General features: G+C 63.0%; 13 protein-coding genes. 8 read left to right on the top strand and 5 right to left on the bottom strand.

Annotated features, from left to right (window positions below; translation table 11 throughout):
- Positions 1–727: efflux RND transporter permease subunit (locus tag VIM98_RS10370; RefSeq protein WP_331993028.1), on the bottom strand; the 727-nt coding region annotated here is incomplete at its 3' end.
- Positions 728–931: 204 nt separating this feature from the next.
- Complete coding sequence (locus VIM98_RS10365) at positions 932–4087, bottom strand: efflux RND transporter permease subunit (RefSeq protein WP_331993027.1); 3156 nt, start codon at positions 4085–4087, stop codon at positions 932–934.
- A gap of 422 nt (positions 4088–4509) precedes the next feature.
- Here VIM98_RS10365 and VIM98_RS10360 point away from each other — a divergent pair, with 422 nt between their 5' ends.
- Both VIM98_RS10360 and VIM98_RS10355 read left to right on the top strand, forming a co-directional pair.
- Positions 4510–7497, top strand: coding sequence for a TonB-dependent receptor (locus VIM98_RS10360; RefSeq protein WP_331993026.1), 2988 nt, complete (start codon positions 4510–4512; stop codon positions 7495–7497).
- A 206-nt stretch (positions 7498–7703) separates the two neighbouring features.
- Complete coding sequence (locus VIM98_RS10355; protein ID WP_331993025.1) at positions 7704–8348, top strand: response regulator transcription factor; 645 nt, start codon at positions 7704–7706, stop codon at positions 8346–8348.
- A gap of 135 nt (positions 8349–8483) precedes the next feature.
- On the opposite strand, the gene VIM98_RS10350 is transcribed toward VIM98_RS10355, so the two are convergent.
- Positions 8484–9236 carry a GntR family transcriptional regulator gene (locus tag VIM98_RS10350; RefSeq protein ID WP_331993024.1) on the bottom strand — a complete coding sequence of 251 codons (753 nt, stop codon included), beginning with the start codon at positions 9234–9236 and terminating at the stop codon, positions 8484–8486.
- Between the two features lie 266 nt (positions 9237–9502).
- On the opposite strand from VIM98_RS10350, the gene zwf reads away from it, so the two are divergent.
- The 4 genes from zwf to eda all read left to right on the top strand — a co-directional run bounded on the left by zwf (position 9503) and on the right by eda (position 14385).
- A complete protein-coding gene (zwf, locus tag VIM98_RS10345) occupies positions 9503–10975 on the top strand; it encodes a glucose-6-phosphate dehydrogenase (protein ID WP_331993023.1) in 1473 nt (490 codons plus the stop codon).
- A 144-nt stretch (positions 10976–11119) separates the two neighbouring features.
- Complete coding sequence (gene pgl, locus VIM98_RS10340; protein ID WP_331993022.1) at positions 11120–11833, top strand: 6-phosphogluconolactonase; 714 nt, start codon at positions 11120–11122, stop codon at positions 11831–11833.
- Between the two features lie 64 nt (positions 11834–11897).
- Entirely contained in the window at positions 11898–13718 is a 1821-nt protein-coding gene (edd, locus tag VIM98_RS10335; protein ID WP_331993021.1) for a phosphogluconate dehydratase, read from the top strand.
- 16 nt (positions 13719–13734) lie between these two features.
- Positions 13735–14385, top strand: coding sequence for a bifunctional 4-hydroxy-2-oxoglutarate aldolase/2-dehydro-3-deoxy-phosphogluconate aldolase (gene eda, locus VIM98_RS10330; RefSeq protein WP_331993020.1), 651 nt, complete (start codon positions 13735–13737; stop codon positions 14383–14385).
- A 63-nt stretch (positions 14386–14448) separates the two neighbouring features.
- Here eda and VIM98_RS10325 read toward each other — a convergent pair whose 3' ends face one another.
- Positions 14449–14751 (bottom strand): DUF1272 domain-containing protein, encoded by a 303-nt coding sequence (locus tag VIM98_RS10325; protein WP_331993019.1) that lies wholly within the window; start codon positions 14749–14751, stop codon positions 14449–14451.
- Positions 14752–14807: 56 nt separating this feature from the next.
- Here VIM98_RS10325 and VIM98_RS10320 point away from each other — a divergent pair, with 56 nt between their 5' ends.
- Positions 14808–15674: an EamA/RhaT family transporter gene (locus VIM98_RS10320; protein ID WP_331993018.1), complete on the top strand. Its 867-nt coding sequence runs from the start codon at positions 14808–14810 to the stop codon at positions 15672–15674.
- A 73-nt stretch (positions 15675–15747) separates the two neighbouring features.
- Positions 15748–17355, top strand: coding sequence for a S10 family peptidase (locus VIM98_RS10315; RefSeq protein WP_331993017.1), 1608 nt, complete (start codon positions 15748–15750; stop codon positions 17353–17355).
- Positions 17356–17443: 88 nt separating this feature from the next.
- Here VIM98_RS10315 and VIM98_RS10310 read toward each other — a convergent pair.
- Positions 17444–17772, bottom strand: a 329-nt coding sequence (locus tag VIM98_RS10310) for a hypothetical protein (protein ID WP_331993016.1), incomplete at its 5' end; no start/stop codon positions are given.

Raw genomic sequence — 17772 nt, 5'->3', positions numbered from 1 at the left:
GACCGAAGTCCTCCGGCGATTGCAGGCCATCGTTCGTGCTCAAGGTCGTCTGGGTGCGGCCGTCGCTGAGCGTACCTTGCGGCGACATCACATTGGCAGCAGTCAGGGCATTGGCGACATCGTTCGCGGTCAGCCCCTTGTTGGCCAGGGCATTGACGTCCAGCGACACGCGCACCGCGTGTGCCGTACCGCCGAAGACCTGCACCTGCGCAACGCCATCGATCTGTGCCACTGCCGGCTTGAGCAAGGTATCGGTAAGGTCGAACAATTTGTCCGGCGGCAGCGACTTGGAGCGTAGCGATACCAGCAGGATCGGAATCTGCGAGGTGTCGAACTTGAAATACTGCGGCGGGCTGGGCATGCCCGAGGGCAAATCGGCGGCAGCGGCATTGATGGCCGCCTGCACGTCGCGCGCGGCTTTGTCCGCGCTGCGACCCAGCGCGAAGCGCACCTGGATCGTGGCCGAGCCTTCGGAGGCGTTGCCGTACATATCGTCGATACCGGGGATGCGGCCGACATGGCGCTCCAGCGGCGCCAGTACGGTGGCGGCCATGGTTTTCGTGCTGGCGCCGGGCATCTGCGCGACGATGAACACGCCCGGAAACTCAAGCGTCGGCAGCGCGGCCACGCCCAGCAGCCCATAAGCCCAGGCACCTGCCAGTATCAGGCCGATCGCCAGCAAGGACGTGCCGACCGGCCGCCGGATCAGTGGCGCAAAAATATTCAAGCAACTCTCCCGCTAAGCATAGACAAGCGCTTTCCCGCACTCTTTTTTTGGCGTGCCCTGACGCCGCACGCTTTGAACGATTCGGGGATGATCAGTTCAATGGGCAGGTAGGAAATGTGCCTGAAGTCGGGACGTGCCGAAAGGCAGGTGTTGGAGTAGGCACATAGTCATGGTGCTTTTGGGGGCTGAGGTAGCGTGGCGCACCTAGGACACCTGCGTCGCCGCCTTGAGTGCCCGCTTCGCCGCCCGCTGTTCCCGTCGCGCCTGCTTGCGCGCCTTGCGATCGTGGTTCCACAGATAGATCGCCGGGGTGCTCAGCAGGGTGAGCAACTGGGAAACCAGCAAGCCGCCGACGATCGCGATGCCCAGGGGCTGGCGCATTTCGGAGCCGACGCCGAAGCCGATCGCCAGGGGCAGGGCCGCACCCATGGCGACCAGGGTGGTCATCGTAATCGGGCGGAAACGTACCAAGGCGGCCTCGCGGATCGCGTCCGGTGCGCTCAAGCCTCGTTCGCGCTGCGCGACCAGGGCGAAATCCACCATCAGAATGGCGTTTTTCTTGACTACGCCCACCAGCATCAACAGCGCGATGATCGCCATCAGCGAGAGCGGCGTGCGCGTGACAAGCATAGCCAGGAAAGCGCCGGCACCGGCGGCGGGCAGGGTGGAGAGAATGGTCAGCGGATGGCCGAGGCTCTCATAAAGAATGCCCAGCACGATGTACATCGCCAGGATCGAACCGATCAGCAAGATGAAGCCATTGTTCTGCGTATCCTGCAATCGTTGCGCATCGCCGGTGTAGCCGATCTGCACGCCGGCCGGCAGCTGTGCATTGGCCACCGCGTCCTCGATCATGCTCATGGCCTTGTCCTGGGCCACGCCGGGGATGGTGTTGTAGTAGATCTGCACCGCTTCGAGCTGGTCGGTATGGATGACGAGCGAAGGGGTGACTCTTGGCTCGATATGCGCCACCGCCGACAGCGGAATCATCTGGCCGGCGGCATTGCGTACATAGGTATTGAGCAGGGCATCGGGGCTGAGCGAACGCTCGGCCGCCGAGGTCAGTACGACCCAATACTGGTTGATGTCCGAATAGATGATCGATACCTGGTTCTGGCCGAAAGCGTTGTACAACGCCGAATCCACCATGCCCATGCCCAACTGCAAGCGGCCGGCGGCTTCGCGGTCGACCTTGATCATCTGCTGCTTGTCGATGCTGTCGTAATCGGTAGTGACATCGCGGAAGCCCTCGGTTTTGCGCAAGATCGCGGCCACCTTGAACGCCAGCGGCTGCAGGTCCACGCTATTGTTGCTGCTGACGAGCTGGAAGCTCTGGCTGCCGCGATTGCTGTTGCCGCCGCCGTTGAAGAAGCCGATCGAGTTCATCGACACGCGCAGTTCGGGCAGCACATCGTATTGCTTGGCCAGGCGTGCCATCACCTCTTTGATCGACTCGCGCCGCTGACCGGGACCGTTGCCGTGCGGTTTCAGGTCGATGAACATCGTGGCCATGTTGCCGACCGCGCCGCCGGCATTGTCGCTGCCCAGGAAGGTAGTCACATCCTGCACCGCCGGGTCGGCCTGCATGATGGCGCCGGCACGCTGCGCACGCACGGCCATCAACGTCGGCGAGATATTGGCATCGGCCCGGATATCGGCCTGGATCATGCCGATGTCCTCTTCCGGCATGAAATTGAAGCCATAAAGTTTGACGATGCCGAACATCAATCCTGCCGTCATGATCAGCAGGATCAAGGGTTGCCAACGCATCAGCCGCCGATGGCGCATGGCCCAGTCCAGCGCCTGGGCGTACACATCGTGCATGCCGCGGTCGAAGCGTTCGAAGAAATGGTCCAGGCGGCCATGTGGCTGATCGGCGGCCTCATGCTTGAGCAGGCGGCCGCATAAGGCCGGTGTCAGGGTCAGCGATACCACGGCGGAAATCACTACGGCCGCGGTCAGCGTGACCGAGAACTCGCGCATCAGCTGGGTGATTTCGTTGTTGCCGAACAACAAAGGCGCAAAGATCGCGATGAGCGACAAGGTGATCGAAACGACGGTAAAGCCGATCTCGCGCACGCCCGTCAGCGCGGCCTCCAGCGGTGCCAGGCCGTCTTCCATGTGTCGAACAATGTTCTCGATCACCACGATGGCGTCGTCGACGACGAAGCCGATGCACAGGACCAGCGCCACCAGCGACAGGGTATTAAGCGTGTAGCCCAGCGCCCACATCACGGTGAATGCGCCAGCCAGCGACAGGGGCACGCTGACCATCGCGATCAATGTGGGTCGCCAGCGACGCAGAAAGACCAGCATGACCAGCGCCACCATCACCACGCTGATCATCAACGCTATCTGTACTTCGTGCAGCGCCGACTTGGTTGTCTGGGTCAGGTCGAAAATCGGCGTGATGACCAGGTCGGCCGGCAGCCACGCGCGGAACTCGGGCAACTTGGCGCGGATTGCATCCGCCGTGGCCACCGCATTGGCTTCCGGACGTTTGGTAATGCGCACGCTGACCGAGCGATGGCCGTTGAACCAGGCGGCCTGATATTCGTCTTGCTGGCCGCTGGTTACCTTGGCGACATCGGACAGGCGCACCGGCCTGCCGTTGCGGATGGCAATCAGGATATCGGCGAAATCGCCGGGTTCGTGCAACGCATCGTTGGCGAACAAGGTCAGCTGCGTACGCCCGTCGGTCAGCGTGCCTTGCGGCGCGGTGACGTTGGCTGCGTTCAACGCGTTGCGCACATCCAGCGAGGTCAGGCTCATCGACGCCAGCGCGTTGTTGTCCAGCTCCACTCGCACGGCTTTGGGGCGCCCCCCGATCACGCGTACCTGGGCCACGCCGGGGATCTGTGCGATGGCCGGCGTAATCAGGCTATCGGTCAGATCGTAGAGCTTGTCCGGCGGCATGCTGTTGGAGGTCAGCGACAACAGCAGCACGGGGATATTGGCGGTATCGAACTTGAAATAACGCGGCGGGATCGTGAGGCTGGATGGCAGGTCGGGCGCGGCGGCATTGATGGCCGCCTGCACATCGCGCGCCAGCACATCGGTGCTCTTGCCGAAATTGAAAATCAGCCGGATCGACGTCGAGCCGTCGTTGCTCTCCGAATGCATCTCCTTCAAGCCGGGGATACGCCCCAGATGGCGTTCCAGCGGCGCAGCCACCGTGGCGGCCATGGTCTGCGCATTGGCGCCAGGAACCTCGGCGTAGACCGCCATGCCAGGAAATTCCAGCGATGGCAGCGCGGCCACGCCCAGCAACAGATAGGCCCAGGTGCCGGCCAGCAGCAAACCCAGAGCGAGCAGAGACGTGCCGACGGGACGTCGGATAAAGGGCGCAAAAAGATTCATGGACGCGACTTTAGGCCGGCGCGGCGCCGAAAGGATGTGCTGCTAGTGGGGGAGGTGCCCTGCGGCACGGCGCTGTATTGCGCTGCAACGCGACAAAAAATTGCGTTAAACGAGCGCTTTTCGGCAAGATCGCGGCCGTCGATCCGTAATATCATAAGTATTTGATAATAAAAGATTATATTTCGTAGTGCACGCCAAACATCGCCGAAACATGCGAAAACCATAAAATTTCTGTTGACTGGCGCAAGTTCTTACCCCTATTTTTCAAAAAGGCAGTCGTGAAAGCTTGCGGCGGGTGTCGGGGCATGGGGATGTCAAAACCACAGCGATGTGGACCGGCCGCATACGAGACAACAAGTCCAGCGATTGGCATGGGGCACGGCTGTGCCTGCACCTGAACCACTTTTGGGGAGAGTTTTTAAATGAGCAAGAACCGATATTTCTGGCGCCAAACGGCGCTGGCGGCAGCCCTGACCATGAGTCTGTCCGGGGTCGCCCTGGCGCAGTCGAATGCGTCGGGCGCCATCTTCGGCCGCGCCGAGTCCGCTCCGGGCGGTACGGTCCACCTGGAGAACGTTCAGACCGGCCTGAGCCGTGATGTCCCCGTCGATTCCGCGGGCCGCTATCGCGCGTCCTCGCTGCCGATCGGCGTCTACAAGGTCAGCCTGGTCAAGGACGGTGCCACCGTCGAAACGCGCGATAACGTGCAGGTGCAGGTCGGTACCGGTATCGACGTGAGCTTTGCCGCAGCCGCTTCGGCTGCCAATGCGCAGAACCTGGAAGGCCTCCAGGTCGTCGCCAACGCCTTGCCGGCCATCGACGTGTCGTCGGTGGACTCGCGCACCGTGTTGACGGCCGAAGTGCTGCAGAAGGTGCCGGTGGCCCGCAACGTGACCGCCGCCGCCCTGCTGGCGCCGGGCACCGTGCTCGGCGACTCGCGCTACGGTAACGTCGCTTCGTTCGGTGGCGCGTCCGCTGCCGAAAACCAGTACTACATCAACGGTTACTCGGTGACCAACGCGCTGACCAACGTCGGTCTGGCGCAGCTGCCATTCGATGCGATCGACCAGCAGCAGGTCTACACCGGCGGTTACGGCGCCGAATACGGCCGTTCGACCGGCGGCGTGGTGAACATCATCACCAAGCGCGGTACGAACGAGTGGAAGGCCGGCGTCATGGCGCTGTGGATTCCGAAGTTCCTGCGCTCCGATCCGCGCAATATCATCCAGCCGTCGGACAACTCGCTGTACCAGTTCCGTAACGACAACAAGTCCTGGACCACCGAATACGGTGCGTACATCAGCGGTCCGCTGATCAAGGACAAGCTGTTCATGTACTTGACCGGCGACTTCACCAAGCAGGAAGGCAAGACCGTCGGTACGGCTGCCGCCCAGCAGGTGTCGTACTACAGCGTCAAGTCGCCGCGCTGGTTGGCGAAGATCGACTGGAACATCACCGACAGCCACATCCTGGAATTCACCGGCTTCTCGGATAAGACCGACGAAACCGACCAGATCTATGCCTACAGTTACGAGCCGCTCGGTCAGGGCGTCTACCGCGGTTCGGTCAACCTGAAGAACTACTCGGTCGGCACCAACACCAACTATCAGCCGGGCGGCGATTTCTACATCGGCAAGTACACCGGCTACATCACCGATAACCTGACCGTCAACGCACTGTACGGCAAGAGCAAGTCCGAGCATGAGCAGCTGCCGACCTCGGCCAGCGGTGGCGCTTGCCCGATCGTCAGCGGCCAGTACAACGACGGCACGGGCAATCTCGTGCGTCCGCCGGCGTGCTACCTGATCGGCAACCTGCTCGCGCCGGGCGCCGAGGACAAGACCCATGGCTGGCGTCTGGACGTCGAATACCGCTTGGGCGATCACGACCTGCGCGCCGGTGTGGATAACCAGACGCTCGAGTCGTACTCGGGTACCTCGTACGAGTCGAACGAGCGCTACATCTACACGCTGGCCCCGGCCAGCGGCCAGATCGCCGGCCGTCCGGACATCCAGTTCCCGACCGGTACGCTCAACTACGTCGACTTCCGCGTGTTCCAGGCGGCGGCGAACGTGAAGGTCGAGCAGGAAGCGCAGTTCATCGAAGACCACTGGCAGGTCAACGACCGTTGGTTGGCTTACATCGGCCTGCGTAACGAACAGTTCTCCAACTTCAACGGCAACGGCGATGCCTATGCCCGCCAGCGCCATCAGCTGGCGCCGCGCCTGGGCGTGACCTGGGACGTGTTCGGCGACTCCTCGCTGAAGGTCTACGCCAACGCCGGTCGCTATCACCTGGCCGTGCCGTCCAACGTCGCTATCCGCGGTGCCTCGGCTTCGACCTACAGCAGCCAGTACGGCACCTTCACCGGCGTCGATGCCGAAGGTCGCCCGATCGGCTTCGTGCCTTACGGCCGTACCTATTACCTCAACGCGGCTGACGGCACCACGCCCGATCCGCGCACGGTGGCGGCCAAGGGCCTGGGCGCGTATTACCAGGACGAGTACATCCTCGGCTTCGACAAGCAGTTGGCCACCAACTGGACCTTCGGCGCCAAGGCGATCTACCGCAACCTGAAGAACATCATCGACGATATGTGCGACACCCGTCCGTTCGAGCGCTACGCCGAACGCAACGGCATCGACATGTCCAACGCGGTGCTCAACGGCTGCTACCTGTTCAACCCGGGCAAGGGCAACAACTTCCTGGTCGACGTGACCGGTACCGGCAACTTCCAGGAGTTCAAGCTGACCAAGGCTGACCTCGGGTTCCCGGATCTGAAGCGCAAGTACCTGGCGTTGGAGCTGTACCTGGAGCACCAGTTCAGCGACAAGTGGTACGGCAAGATCGACTACACCCTGTCGCACAGCTTCGGTAACTCCGAAGGTCTGCTGAAGTCCGACATCGGCCAGGCCGACCCGTCGGTGACGCAGGACTGGGACGCGCCGGAACTGATGATCGGTGCCAACGGCCCGCTGCCGAACGACCGTCGTCATCAGTTGAAGGCGTACGGCTGGTACCAGGTCACCACCGAGTGGATGCTGGGCGCGAACGTGGCGATCTACTCGGGTCGTCCGAAGAACTGCATCGGCGTTGCCCCGGGCGATCCGATCCAGTACGGCGAAGCCTACTTCTACTGCGGCGGCGAAGTGGCCCCGCGTGGTTCTCGCGGCCGTACGCCGTGGAGCTACCAGCTGGACCTGAGCGCGCAGTACAAGCCGCACTGGGCGGGCGACAACCTGACGCTGGAAGCGAACGTCTTCAATGTGTTCAACAGCCAGAAGGTGCTGAGCCGCCAGGATCTGGGCGAAACCGACGTCGGCGTGCCCGACCCGGTCTACAACCGTCCGATCAGCTTCCAGGCTCCGCGCTACGTGCAGCTGCAGGCTCGTTACGATTTCTCGCTGTAAGTCGGAAGAACGCGCGCCGGACGGATATCCGGCGCGACTCCCCAAGCTTGGCCGCCGGGCTTCCGGCGGCTTTTTTTTGCGTGCGATCAGCCGGTTCGCTGCTCAGCCCATGTAAATCCGCAATGGGTGAAAATAAAAAAATCTGTAAGGAAATCTCGGCTGTAAGCCCTCCCTGGGGCCGGATAAGCCGTCAGTACTCAAGGACAATGAACGAATTTACGCTACGGATCGCCCTGGCCGACGATCATCCCGCCATACGGATCGGCCTGAAGACCGAGTTGCTTCGACATCCTTCCTTCACCCTGATAGGTGAGGCCTGCGACGGCGAAGGGTTGCTGAGGTTGCTCGAGGATGCGCCGGCCGATGTGGCCGTCGTCGATTACTCCATGCCCGGTGGCGACGGCGACAGCCTGGGGTTGTTCCTTCAGCTGCGTCGTCAGTATCCCGCCTTGCGCATCGTGGCACTCACTGCGGTCAAGAACCTCGGTATGGTGCGTTCGCTGCTGGCGGGCGGTGTCGAGTGCATCCTGAGCAAGGCCGACGACATCGGTCATCTCGCCGCTGGCATCCATGCCGCCCACGCGAACGGACGGTACTTTTCGCCGACGATGGCCGCCATGGTGGACATGGTCGAAGTCCGCCGCACGTCGTCGTCCGCGGGGGCACTTAGCGCACGTGAGACGGAAGTGGTGCAGTTGTACGCGGCCGGATTGACGGTCGGCGAGATCGCGCAGCGACTCGGACGCAGCAAGCAGACGATCAGTGCGCAGAAAACCAATGCGATGCGCAAACTCGGTCTCGAGCGCTCGGTGGATCTGATCCATTATCAGTTCGAGCTGCAACAGGCTTGAGCCGCGGCTTTCCCCGGCGATCGTTTGAGAGCGGCTTCAGCCGCGATAAACCGTGAAGCAGCGGTGTGTCGCGGCTGAAGCCGCTCCTGCAGAAAAGCCTGGGTTTTCAGGGCCGGAGGGGCTTTCGAAGGATCGTCAGTCCGTCTGCAGTTCGGCAACGAAGTCGTAGATATCGCCGCGATACCACGAGGTGGTGAACTCCACCACGCGCCCATCGTCGAGAAAGCCGCGGCGCTCGATATTGAGACCCGCGCTGCCGGTGGCCACATGCAGCAGGCGCGCCTGTTGTGCGCCGAGCGACACCGCACGCAACCGCTGCAAGGCGCGGCGCGGACGGCTGCCGGTGCTCTCCAATGCCTCGTAGAGCGAATCGTGCACGATCATCGGATCCGGAAGCACACTGGCCGGCACCACGCTGCGCTCGATCGCCAGCGGCTCGTCCACCGCATAACGCACACGATGCAATCGCACCACCAGCACGCCTGGCGAGAGGTTCAACGCCATCGCCTCTTCCGGCGTGACCTCGCCGATACTGCGTTCGAAAAATTCCGAGCGCGGGTGCAGACCGCGCGCACGTAGATCTTCGGTAAAGCTGGTAAGCCGCGACATCGGCTTGACGATGCGTTCGGCCACGAAGGTGCCCGCCCCGTGGCGCTGGGTCAGCAAGCCTTCTTCGACCAGGCCGGCAATCGCCTTGCGCACCGTCACGCGCGACAGATTGAGCACGCGCGACAGGTCGCGCTCGCTCGGCAGGGCCTGGCCCGGCTCGATGTCGCGATGCTCGACCACATTGCGAATGGCGCGGCGCAGCCGCAGGTAAGCCAGCGGCTGATGAGTTGCCGGGTCTTCGCAGAGGCGGCGGTATTCGGTGGCCAGGGCGGTCTCCATGTTGCACACGATACCAATGACCATACCACTAGGGCAACTGGCGTGCTTTCTCGCGCTTGGCGGCCGATACCAGCTTGTTGCACCGCAACCTTTTCCCGGCGGAAGCCCAGCCCGGCGCCCTTCGGTAACCCTGCGGGAGCGTGCGAGCCGAGGCGATCGAACCGGGGTCGGACCCGCTAGCCCATCTGGTATTTCACTGGTACCATCAGCCGCGTCCGGCCGTGGCACTCCGGCTACGGCCAAGCATCGCATCGAGGATTTTCGAAGTGACGGCTTCCCCTCCGGTCGATTCGTTCGACCTGGTGATTTTCGGCGGCACCGGCGACCTGGCCCTGCGCAAGCTCATCCCCGCCATGTACCACCGCTTCCTGGACGGGCAGATCCCGTCCGACAGCCGCATCCTAGGCGTCGCTCGCGAGGCGACCGACGATGCCGCCTATCGCGATACGTTGAAGAAGGCGCTGCTCGAAGGCGGCGGCAACAAGCAACAGATCGATACCTTCCTCAAGCAGGTTCATTACCGCCCGCTCGACGCCAGGAAGGATGAAGGCTGGAACGAGTTCGCCCAGTTCATCGGCGAGCAGCCCGAGCATATCCGCGTGTTCTATCTCTCGACGTCGCCGGAGCTGTTCACGCACATCTGCAATCGTCTGGGGGCGCACGGGCTCAACAAGGGCAAGTCGCGCGTCGTGCTTGAAAAGCCGATCGGCCACGATCTGGCCAGCGCCAACGAGATCAACAAGGATGTCGCGCGGGTCTTCGACGAATCGCAGACCTTCCGCATCGACCACTACCTCGGCAAGGAAACGGTGCAGAACCTGCTGGCGCTGCGCTTCGGCAATGCGCTGTTCGAGCCGCTCTGGAATGCCGAGCATATCGACCATGTGCAGATCACTGTCTCCGAGACCCTCGGCGTAGGTCGGCGCGGTTCGTACTACGACCATTCCGGCGCGCTGCGCGACATGGTGCAGAATCACATGCTGCAGCTGTTGTGCATGGTTGCGATGGAGCCGCCGGCGTCGTTGGCGCCCAACGCCATGCGCGACGAGAAGCTCAAAGTGCTCAATGCGCTCAAGCGCATCGACAGCACCAATGCCGCCCAACTGACCGTGCGCGGCCAGTACCGTGCCGGTGCCTCCGAAGGCAAGAGCGTGCCGGGTTATATCGAGGAACTGGGCGAAGGCAAGAAATCCAACACCGAGACCTTTGTAGCGCTGAAGGCTGAGATCGCCAATTGGCGCTGGGCCGGCGTGCCGTTCTATCTGCGTACGGGCAAGCGCCTGCCGTCGCGTCTCTCCGAGATCGTCGTCGCATTCAAGCACGTGCCGCACTCGATCTTCGATGCTTCAGCCGGCACGCTGGCGCAGAACCGCCTGGTGCTGCGTCTGCAGCCGGACGAGGGCGTCAAGCTGTGGCTGACCATCAAGCACCCCGGTCCAGGCGGTCTGCGCTTGCGCCATGTGCCGCTGGATATGAGTTTTGCCGAGGCCTTCGGCGTGTCGCAGCCGGATGCGTACGAACGTCTGTTGCTGGATGTGGTGCGCGGTAATCCGACCTTGTTCATGCGCAGCGACGAAGTCGTTGCCGCGTGGCGCTGGGCCGATCCGATCCTCGCTGCCTGGGCGGCCAGCGGCGAAGCGCCGCGACCTTACCAGGCGGGCACCTGGGGACCGAGCGCGGCCGTGGCGCTGATCGAGCGCGACGGCCGTACCTGGAGCGAAGATAGCGACGACGAATAAGGCCGAGGCACGCGCCGGTAAAGTCTCCCTCAACTTCACCGGCGCGTTGCAACGGCCTGCCTACACTGGCGGCAGCCGCATTGCGCTGCCTCCTGCGTGCTTTCCCCAGCAGTTTGATCCAGTCCCGTTTGATCCAGCCGCGTCATGCCAGACATCTCGAACATCACCCACCATAGTTTCACCGACTGCCATGCGCTTGCTCAGGCACTGGCCGATCGCGTGGCAGGACAATTGCGCGACGCTATCGCCGCGCGCGGGCACGCCTTGCTGGCAGTATCGGGCGGCAGCACGCCCAAGCATTTCTTCGAACGCCTGTCGCGGCAGACCCTGGAATGGCCGAAGGTCGCCATAACGCTTGTCGACGAGCGCTGGGTTCCTGAGTCGAGCGAGCGCTCCAACGCTCGTCTGGTCAAGAGCATGCTGTTGCAGCACGAGGCCTCGGCCGCGCAGTTCGTTCCGTTGTATGCCGATACGCCCACGCCCGAGGCAGGCTTGCCGCAGGTTCGCGCACGCCTGGCGGCGCTGCAGCTGCCGTTCGATGCGGTGATTCTCGGCATGGGTGGCGACGGCCACACCGCATCGTTCTTTCCTGGCGGCGATCGCCTGGACGAAGCGCTGGATCTCAACAGTCGCCAGCGTGTGTTGCCGATGCGCGCCAAAGGTGCGGACGAGCCACGCATCACGTTCACGTTGCCGGCGCTGCTGGACACCCGCGCGCTCTACCTGCATTTCGAGGGCGCGGCCAAGCGCGACGTATTCAACGACGCATGCGAGGGTAACGGCAAGGGCGCCGATTATCCGGTACGCGCGGTGGCGGTCCAGCAACGCACGCCGCTGGCCGTCTACTGGTGCCCGTAAAGCCTCGCCGGGTGGCGGTTGCACCGCCGCCAGCGGTCCTGACATTTTCGATTGGATTTTCAGTATGAGCCGTTTGCATCCCGTCATCGCCGAAGTGACCGAGCGCCTGCGCGAACGCAGCCATATCGGCCGTGAGCGCTACCTGGCCCGGATCGCCGCTGCCGGCAGCGAGGGCGGCACCCATCGCGAGCGCCTGTCCTGTGGCAACCTCGCGCACGGCTTCGCCGCCTGTGCGCCGCACGACAAAGCCGCGCTGCGCGCCGGCCGCACGCCGAACCTGGGCATCGTCAATGCGTATAACGACATGCTCTCCGCACACCAGCCGTACGAGCGCTATCCGGCACTCATCCGCGAAGTAGCGCGCCAGCACGGCATCACCGCGCAGGTCGCCGGCGGTGTGCCGGCCATGTGCGACGGTGTGACTCAAGGGCGTCCCGGCATGGAGATGTCGCTGTTCTCGCGCGACCTGATCGCGATGGCAACGGCAGTGTCGCTTTCGCATGACATGTTCGATGGCGCGATCTACCTCGGTATCTGCGACAAGATCGTGCCGGGGCTGCTGATCGGTGCACTGAGCTTCGGCCATCTGCCGGGCATCTTCATTCCCTCGGGTCCTATGCCTTCGGGCATTACCAACGAGCAGAAATCCAAAGTGCGCCAGGCTTATGCCGAGGGCAAGGCGGGCCGTGCGGAGTTGCTCGAGGCCGAGGCCGCCGCCTATCACGCGCCGGGCACCTGCACGTTCTATGGCACCGCCAATTCCAACCAGATGCTGATGGAGATCATGGGTCTGCACCTGCCCGGCTCCAGCTTTGTCGCGCCGGATACGCCGCTGCGCGACGCACTCACCGCCGAAGCGGTGCGCCGCGTCGCCGCGTCGAGCCATCAGGGCGATGCGTATCTGCCGATCGGGCATATCGTCGACGAAAAAGCCATCGTCAATGGCGTGATCGGCCTGCATGCTACAGGGGGGTCCACGAATCACCTGCTGCATCTGGTCGCGATGGCGCGGGCCGCGGGCATCGAGTTGCGCTGGGACGATTTCGACGCGCTGTCCTCGGTCGTTCCGCTGCTGGCTCGCGTCTACCCGAATGGGTACGCCGACGTGAATCAGTTCCACGAAGCCGGTGGCATGAGCTTCCTGATCGATCAGTTGCTCGATGCCGGGCTGCTGCATGGCGATGTGCGCACGGTTTTTGGCACCGGTATGGAAGGCTACACGCAGGTGCCAGGACTCGACAGCGACGGCAAGCTGCATTGGACGCCGGTAGCAAAGGAAAGCGGCAATCGCGGCGTGCTGCGCAGTGCCAACGAACCGTTCCGCGCGGACGGCGGTCTGCGCATGCTTCAGGGCAATATCGGCCGCGCAGTCATCAAGGTGTCTTCGGTACCTGAGGATCGCCAGATCATCGAAGCGCCCGCCGTGGTGTTCGACGACCAGGACGACGTCCGGCGCGCCTTCGAACGCGGCGAACTCAATCGCGACTTTGTCGCGGTCGTTCGGTTCCAGGGCCCGCAGGCAATAGGCATGCCCGAGCTGCACAAGCTCACCCCGACCCTGTCCGTCTTGCAGGATCGCGGCCATCGTATCGCCCTGCTCACCGACGGTCGCATGTCCGGTGCTTCCGGCCGTGTGCCTGCGGCAATTCACGTCACGCCGGAAGCCAGCGCTGGCGGCGACATCGCCAGGATCCGCGACGGCGACATGATCCGCCTGGACGCGGTCGCCGGCAGCATCGAAGTGCTGGTCGATGCGGCGGAGTTCGCCGCACGCGTACCGGCCACCGCCGATCTTTCGCAGCATCACTCGGGTATGGGGCGCGAATTGTTCGCCCTGTTCCGCCAAGCCGCCACCTCGGCCGACCTCGGCGCTGGCGTCGTTTAATTTCCTGGAGCGCATCTTGAGCAACGCCATCGAAACCAAGCAGGCCCGTGTCGAAGCCACCATGCGCCTGGCCGCCGTCATTCCCGTGGTGATCATCGACGACGCCAAGGCCGCCGTGCCGATGGCACGCGCCCTGGTCGCCGGGGGCATTCCCGCCATCGAGGTCACCTTGCGTACGCCCGCCGCGCTCGACGCCATCCGTGCGATCGCCGCGGAAGTGGAGGGCGCGGCAGTGGGCGTAGGTACGGTTTTGAGCGAGAAGGATCTCAAGGCCGCCGAAGCGGCCGGTGCCAGGTTTGCCGTATCGCCGGGTGTATCGCCCCGGTTGCTCGATGCAGCGGACGATTCGGCCCTGCCCTTGCTTCCTGGCGCAGCTACCGCTTCGGAGGCTATGAACCTGCTTGAGCGCGGTTATCGATTCCTGAAGTTCTTCCCGGCTGTACTGGCGGGCGGGTCCAAGCTTCTCGGTGCGTGGGCCAGCCCGTTGCCGCAGATCCGATTCTGTCCGACCGGCGGTATCAGTCTGAGCAATGCCCCCGATTTCCTCGCGCTATCCAATGTGCTGTGCGTGGGCGGCTCGTGGCTGACGCCGGCAGAGAAGCTCAAGTCAGGAGACTGGGCCGGCATCGAATTGCTGGCACGAGAAGCGGCCGGTCTGCGTCGCTGAGGCGTGGTGCTCCCGCCCGTGTTTACGGGGGGAGCGACGAAGACGCAGCGGGGTTCTACGAATCTACCTCCGCTCCGGCGGCACGTCTTCTACCGTCGCCGCCAGTTGGGCATGCGCAGCCAGATCCACCGGCTGATGAGTCACCTTGGTCGTCGCCGGGTATTTGCCCAGGAACGGCCCGTGCCAGTCATGCGCGGGACGTATCGGCCGCAGCACGAACCCGCCGCCGCAATTGGGGCAAACGTTGTGCAGCAGCTCGACGCAATCGCGGCAGAACGTGCACTCGAACGAACAGATCATCGCCTCGGTGGAGGCCGGGGGGAGCGCTCTGTTGCAGTGTTCGCAGGTCGGTCGCAGTTCCAGCATAGGAAGCTCCGCTAGTCGAAGCTATGCTAGCGGCCTTTCCATGCCGCCCGATAGCCATGTTCTACGTACTCCTGAGCGCACTGTGCAGCGTCCTGGTTTCCGTCCTGCTCAAGTTGGCCAAGCGCCGGGATATCGACGTCGGCCAAGCCATCGCCTGGAACTACGTCGCTGCCGGTGCGTTGACCGCCTGGGTGTTTCAGCCCTCGACCGCGCCATTGTCAGGTTCCGGCGTACCCTGGATCGGCATGATCGGGTTGGGCTTGTTGCTGCCCACGATCTTCCTTGCGCTGGCGGCCTCCGTGCGCACCGCCGGCATCGTGCGCAGCGATACGGCACAACGCCTCTCTCTGCTGATTTCGCTGCTCGCGGCCTTCACCCTGTTCGGTGAGGCGCCCAATGCTTTGAAGTTGACCGGCCTGGGTCTGGGCCTGGTTGCCCTGATATGCATGCTCCAGCGCAGCGAACAACCGCAGCTGATCAGGCAGGAAGGCAGTTGGCAGTGGCCGCTGGCGGTTTTCCTGGGTTTTGGCGCGATCGACATCCTGCTCAAGCTGGTCGCCCAGGCGGGTATTCCGTTTGCGACGTCGTTGCTGGCGGCCTTCGTACTTTCCTTCGTCGTGGCGATGACAATCTTCCTGTCGCGCTGCGCACGCGGCCAGACCCGCCCGCGTCTGCGCGACACCCTGGCCGGCTTGCTGCTTGGCTTGGCGAACTTCGGCAATATCGTGTTCTACGTACGCGCGCACCAGGCGTTGGCGCAACATCCTGCGCTGGTCTTTGCCAGCATGAATCTCGGTGTGGTGATCCTGGGGGCCCTGGCTGGCCGCTTCGGTTTTGGCGAACGCCTGCGCGTGGTGCATCTGCTCGGTCTGCTGCTTGCCGTTGCGGCGATAGGCCTGCTCGGTTACGCCGCGCAGGCGTGACTTCTGGCGTATGAAGCGGTTCGAGCCGGTGCTTAAGCTCGACGCATCCTTCCTTGCCAGGGAACGTCCCTCGATGCGCAAACTATCCCTCGCCGTGGCCTTGGCCGCGCTCATGCTCGGCTCGGTCGTTCATGCCAAGGAACATGACGACAAGAAGGACAAGCCCGAGGACAAGCCCGATGCCGCGCTGATCCAGCCGCAATCGTCCGAAAGCGAGGGTTCGGTCAGCGTGGAGGGTAAGCGGGTCGACTACAAGGCGGTCGCCGGCACCCTGGTGCTGGATGGTAACGGCGACAAGGAAGACGAGCCGCAGGTGAGCATGTTTTATGTCGCGTACTTCAAGAAAGGAGCCGACACCGGCACGCGTCCGATTACCTTTATCTACAACGGCGGTCCCGGCTCGGCGACCGTCTGGTTGCATATGGGCGCGTTCGGTCCCAAGCGCGTGGTCACCAGCGACGATACCCACACGCCGGCGGCGCCGTATGGGTTGGTCAATAACGACTACAGCCTGCTCGATGCCTCCGACCTGGTCTTCATCGATGCGCCTGGTGCCGGCTTCAGCCGCTTGATCGCGCGCGACGAAGATAAGGGCAAGCGCGACGAACAAATGAAGGAACGTCGCAAAGCCATCTACAGTGTCGATGGCGACGGCCATGCCTTCGGCAAGTTCATCGCGCAGTTCCTGACCAAGTACGGTCGATGGAATTCTCCCAAGTACCTGTTCGGCGAAAGCTACGGCACGACGCGCTCAGCGGTGGTGGCCAATATCCTGGAGAACGAAGAAAGCATCGATCTCAACGGTGTGATCCTGCTTTCGCAGATCCTGAGTTTCGACAACAGCATCGACGGGTCGCAGTTCAACCCGGGTATCGATACGCCTTACATCACTGCCCTGCCGACCTTCGCTGCAACAGCGTTCTACCATCGCAAGCTGCCGCAACAACCCGCGCAATTGGAACCGTTCCTGCGCGAAGTGGAACAGTTCGCCATCGGGGACTATGCACAGGCACTGATGGCTGGCGCGCACCTGGACGCGGCTCGCAAGCAGGCCGTGGCGGAAAAGCTGCACCAATACACCGGCTTGCCGGTCGATTATCTGTTGCGTGCCGATCTGCGTGTGACCGGTGGCATGTTCGAGCACGAACTGCAGAACGACGGCGGCCTGACCACGGGTCGTCTTGACAGCCGTTTCTCGGGTCCTTCGCTCGATCCGATGTCGAAGGAATCGGAATACGATCCGCAATCGTCCTCGATCAGCTCGGCTTACGTGGCCGCCTTCAACGACTACGTCCGCAAGCAGCTCAAGTTCGGGCAGAACCTGAACTACCGACTGTTTGCCGACGTCGACCATTGGGATTTCTCGCATAAGCCGCCGGGCGTGCAGGGCGAGGCATTGCAGCAGTCGACCAATGTGATGCCGGACCTGGCCACGGCAATGAAAACCAATCCGGATCTCAAGGTGTTCTTGAACGGCGGATATTTCGATCTGGCCACCCCGTACTTCGCCGCGGATTACGAAATGCACCATTTGCCGATCCCGGATGCGCTGCAGAAGAACATCTCGTACGCGTGGTATCCGTCAGGGCACATGGTGTACGCCCATACCGAATCGCTGAAGATGTTGCATGACAATGTCGCTCGGTTTATTGGCGAGACGGACAATCTGCAGAGAAAGTAGCGGCGATCGTCTGTTTGCCGTCCACGCCAGGCGCTTTCCCTGTCGCCGGGCACAGCGCCTGACATGACAGCGGCTCTTAACGGAAGTCCTAGAGCGGACCGTTCACTCCGGTCGGGTTGTCTCCCAAGGGTTCGCCCGTATACAGGATCAACTGCGATTTGAAGCGCTCGACGGCGGCGCGATCCTCCATGAAACGACCGAATGCTGCCGGATCGGTATCGAGCGTGTAGACCGACGGATAACCGCCAAAGGGAATGGCGTCGGTGCGGATAGGCCATTGCCCGACCAGGTCGCTGTTCTGGACTTCTTCGGAGAGCAGCCAACTCACATAGAGTTTGGCCGCTTCAGGATGCGGCGCTTTGGCGAAGATGGCTGCGGTTTGCGGCCATGTCATGAACGGCTCGGCGGTAAAGGGCG

This window comes from Dyella sp. (genome assembly GCF_036568765.1).
In the GTDB taxonomy this organism is placed as follows: domain Bacteria; phylum Pseudomonadota; class Gammaproteobacteria; order Xanthomonadales; family Rhodanobacteraceae; genus GSA-30.
Note: the sequence above shows the minus strand (reverse complement) of the source record. Positions and strands in the feature narration are given on the sequence as shown.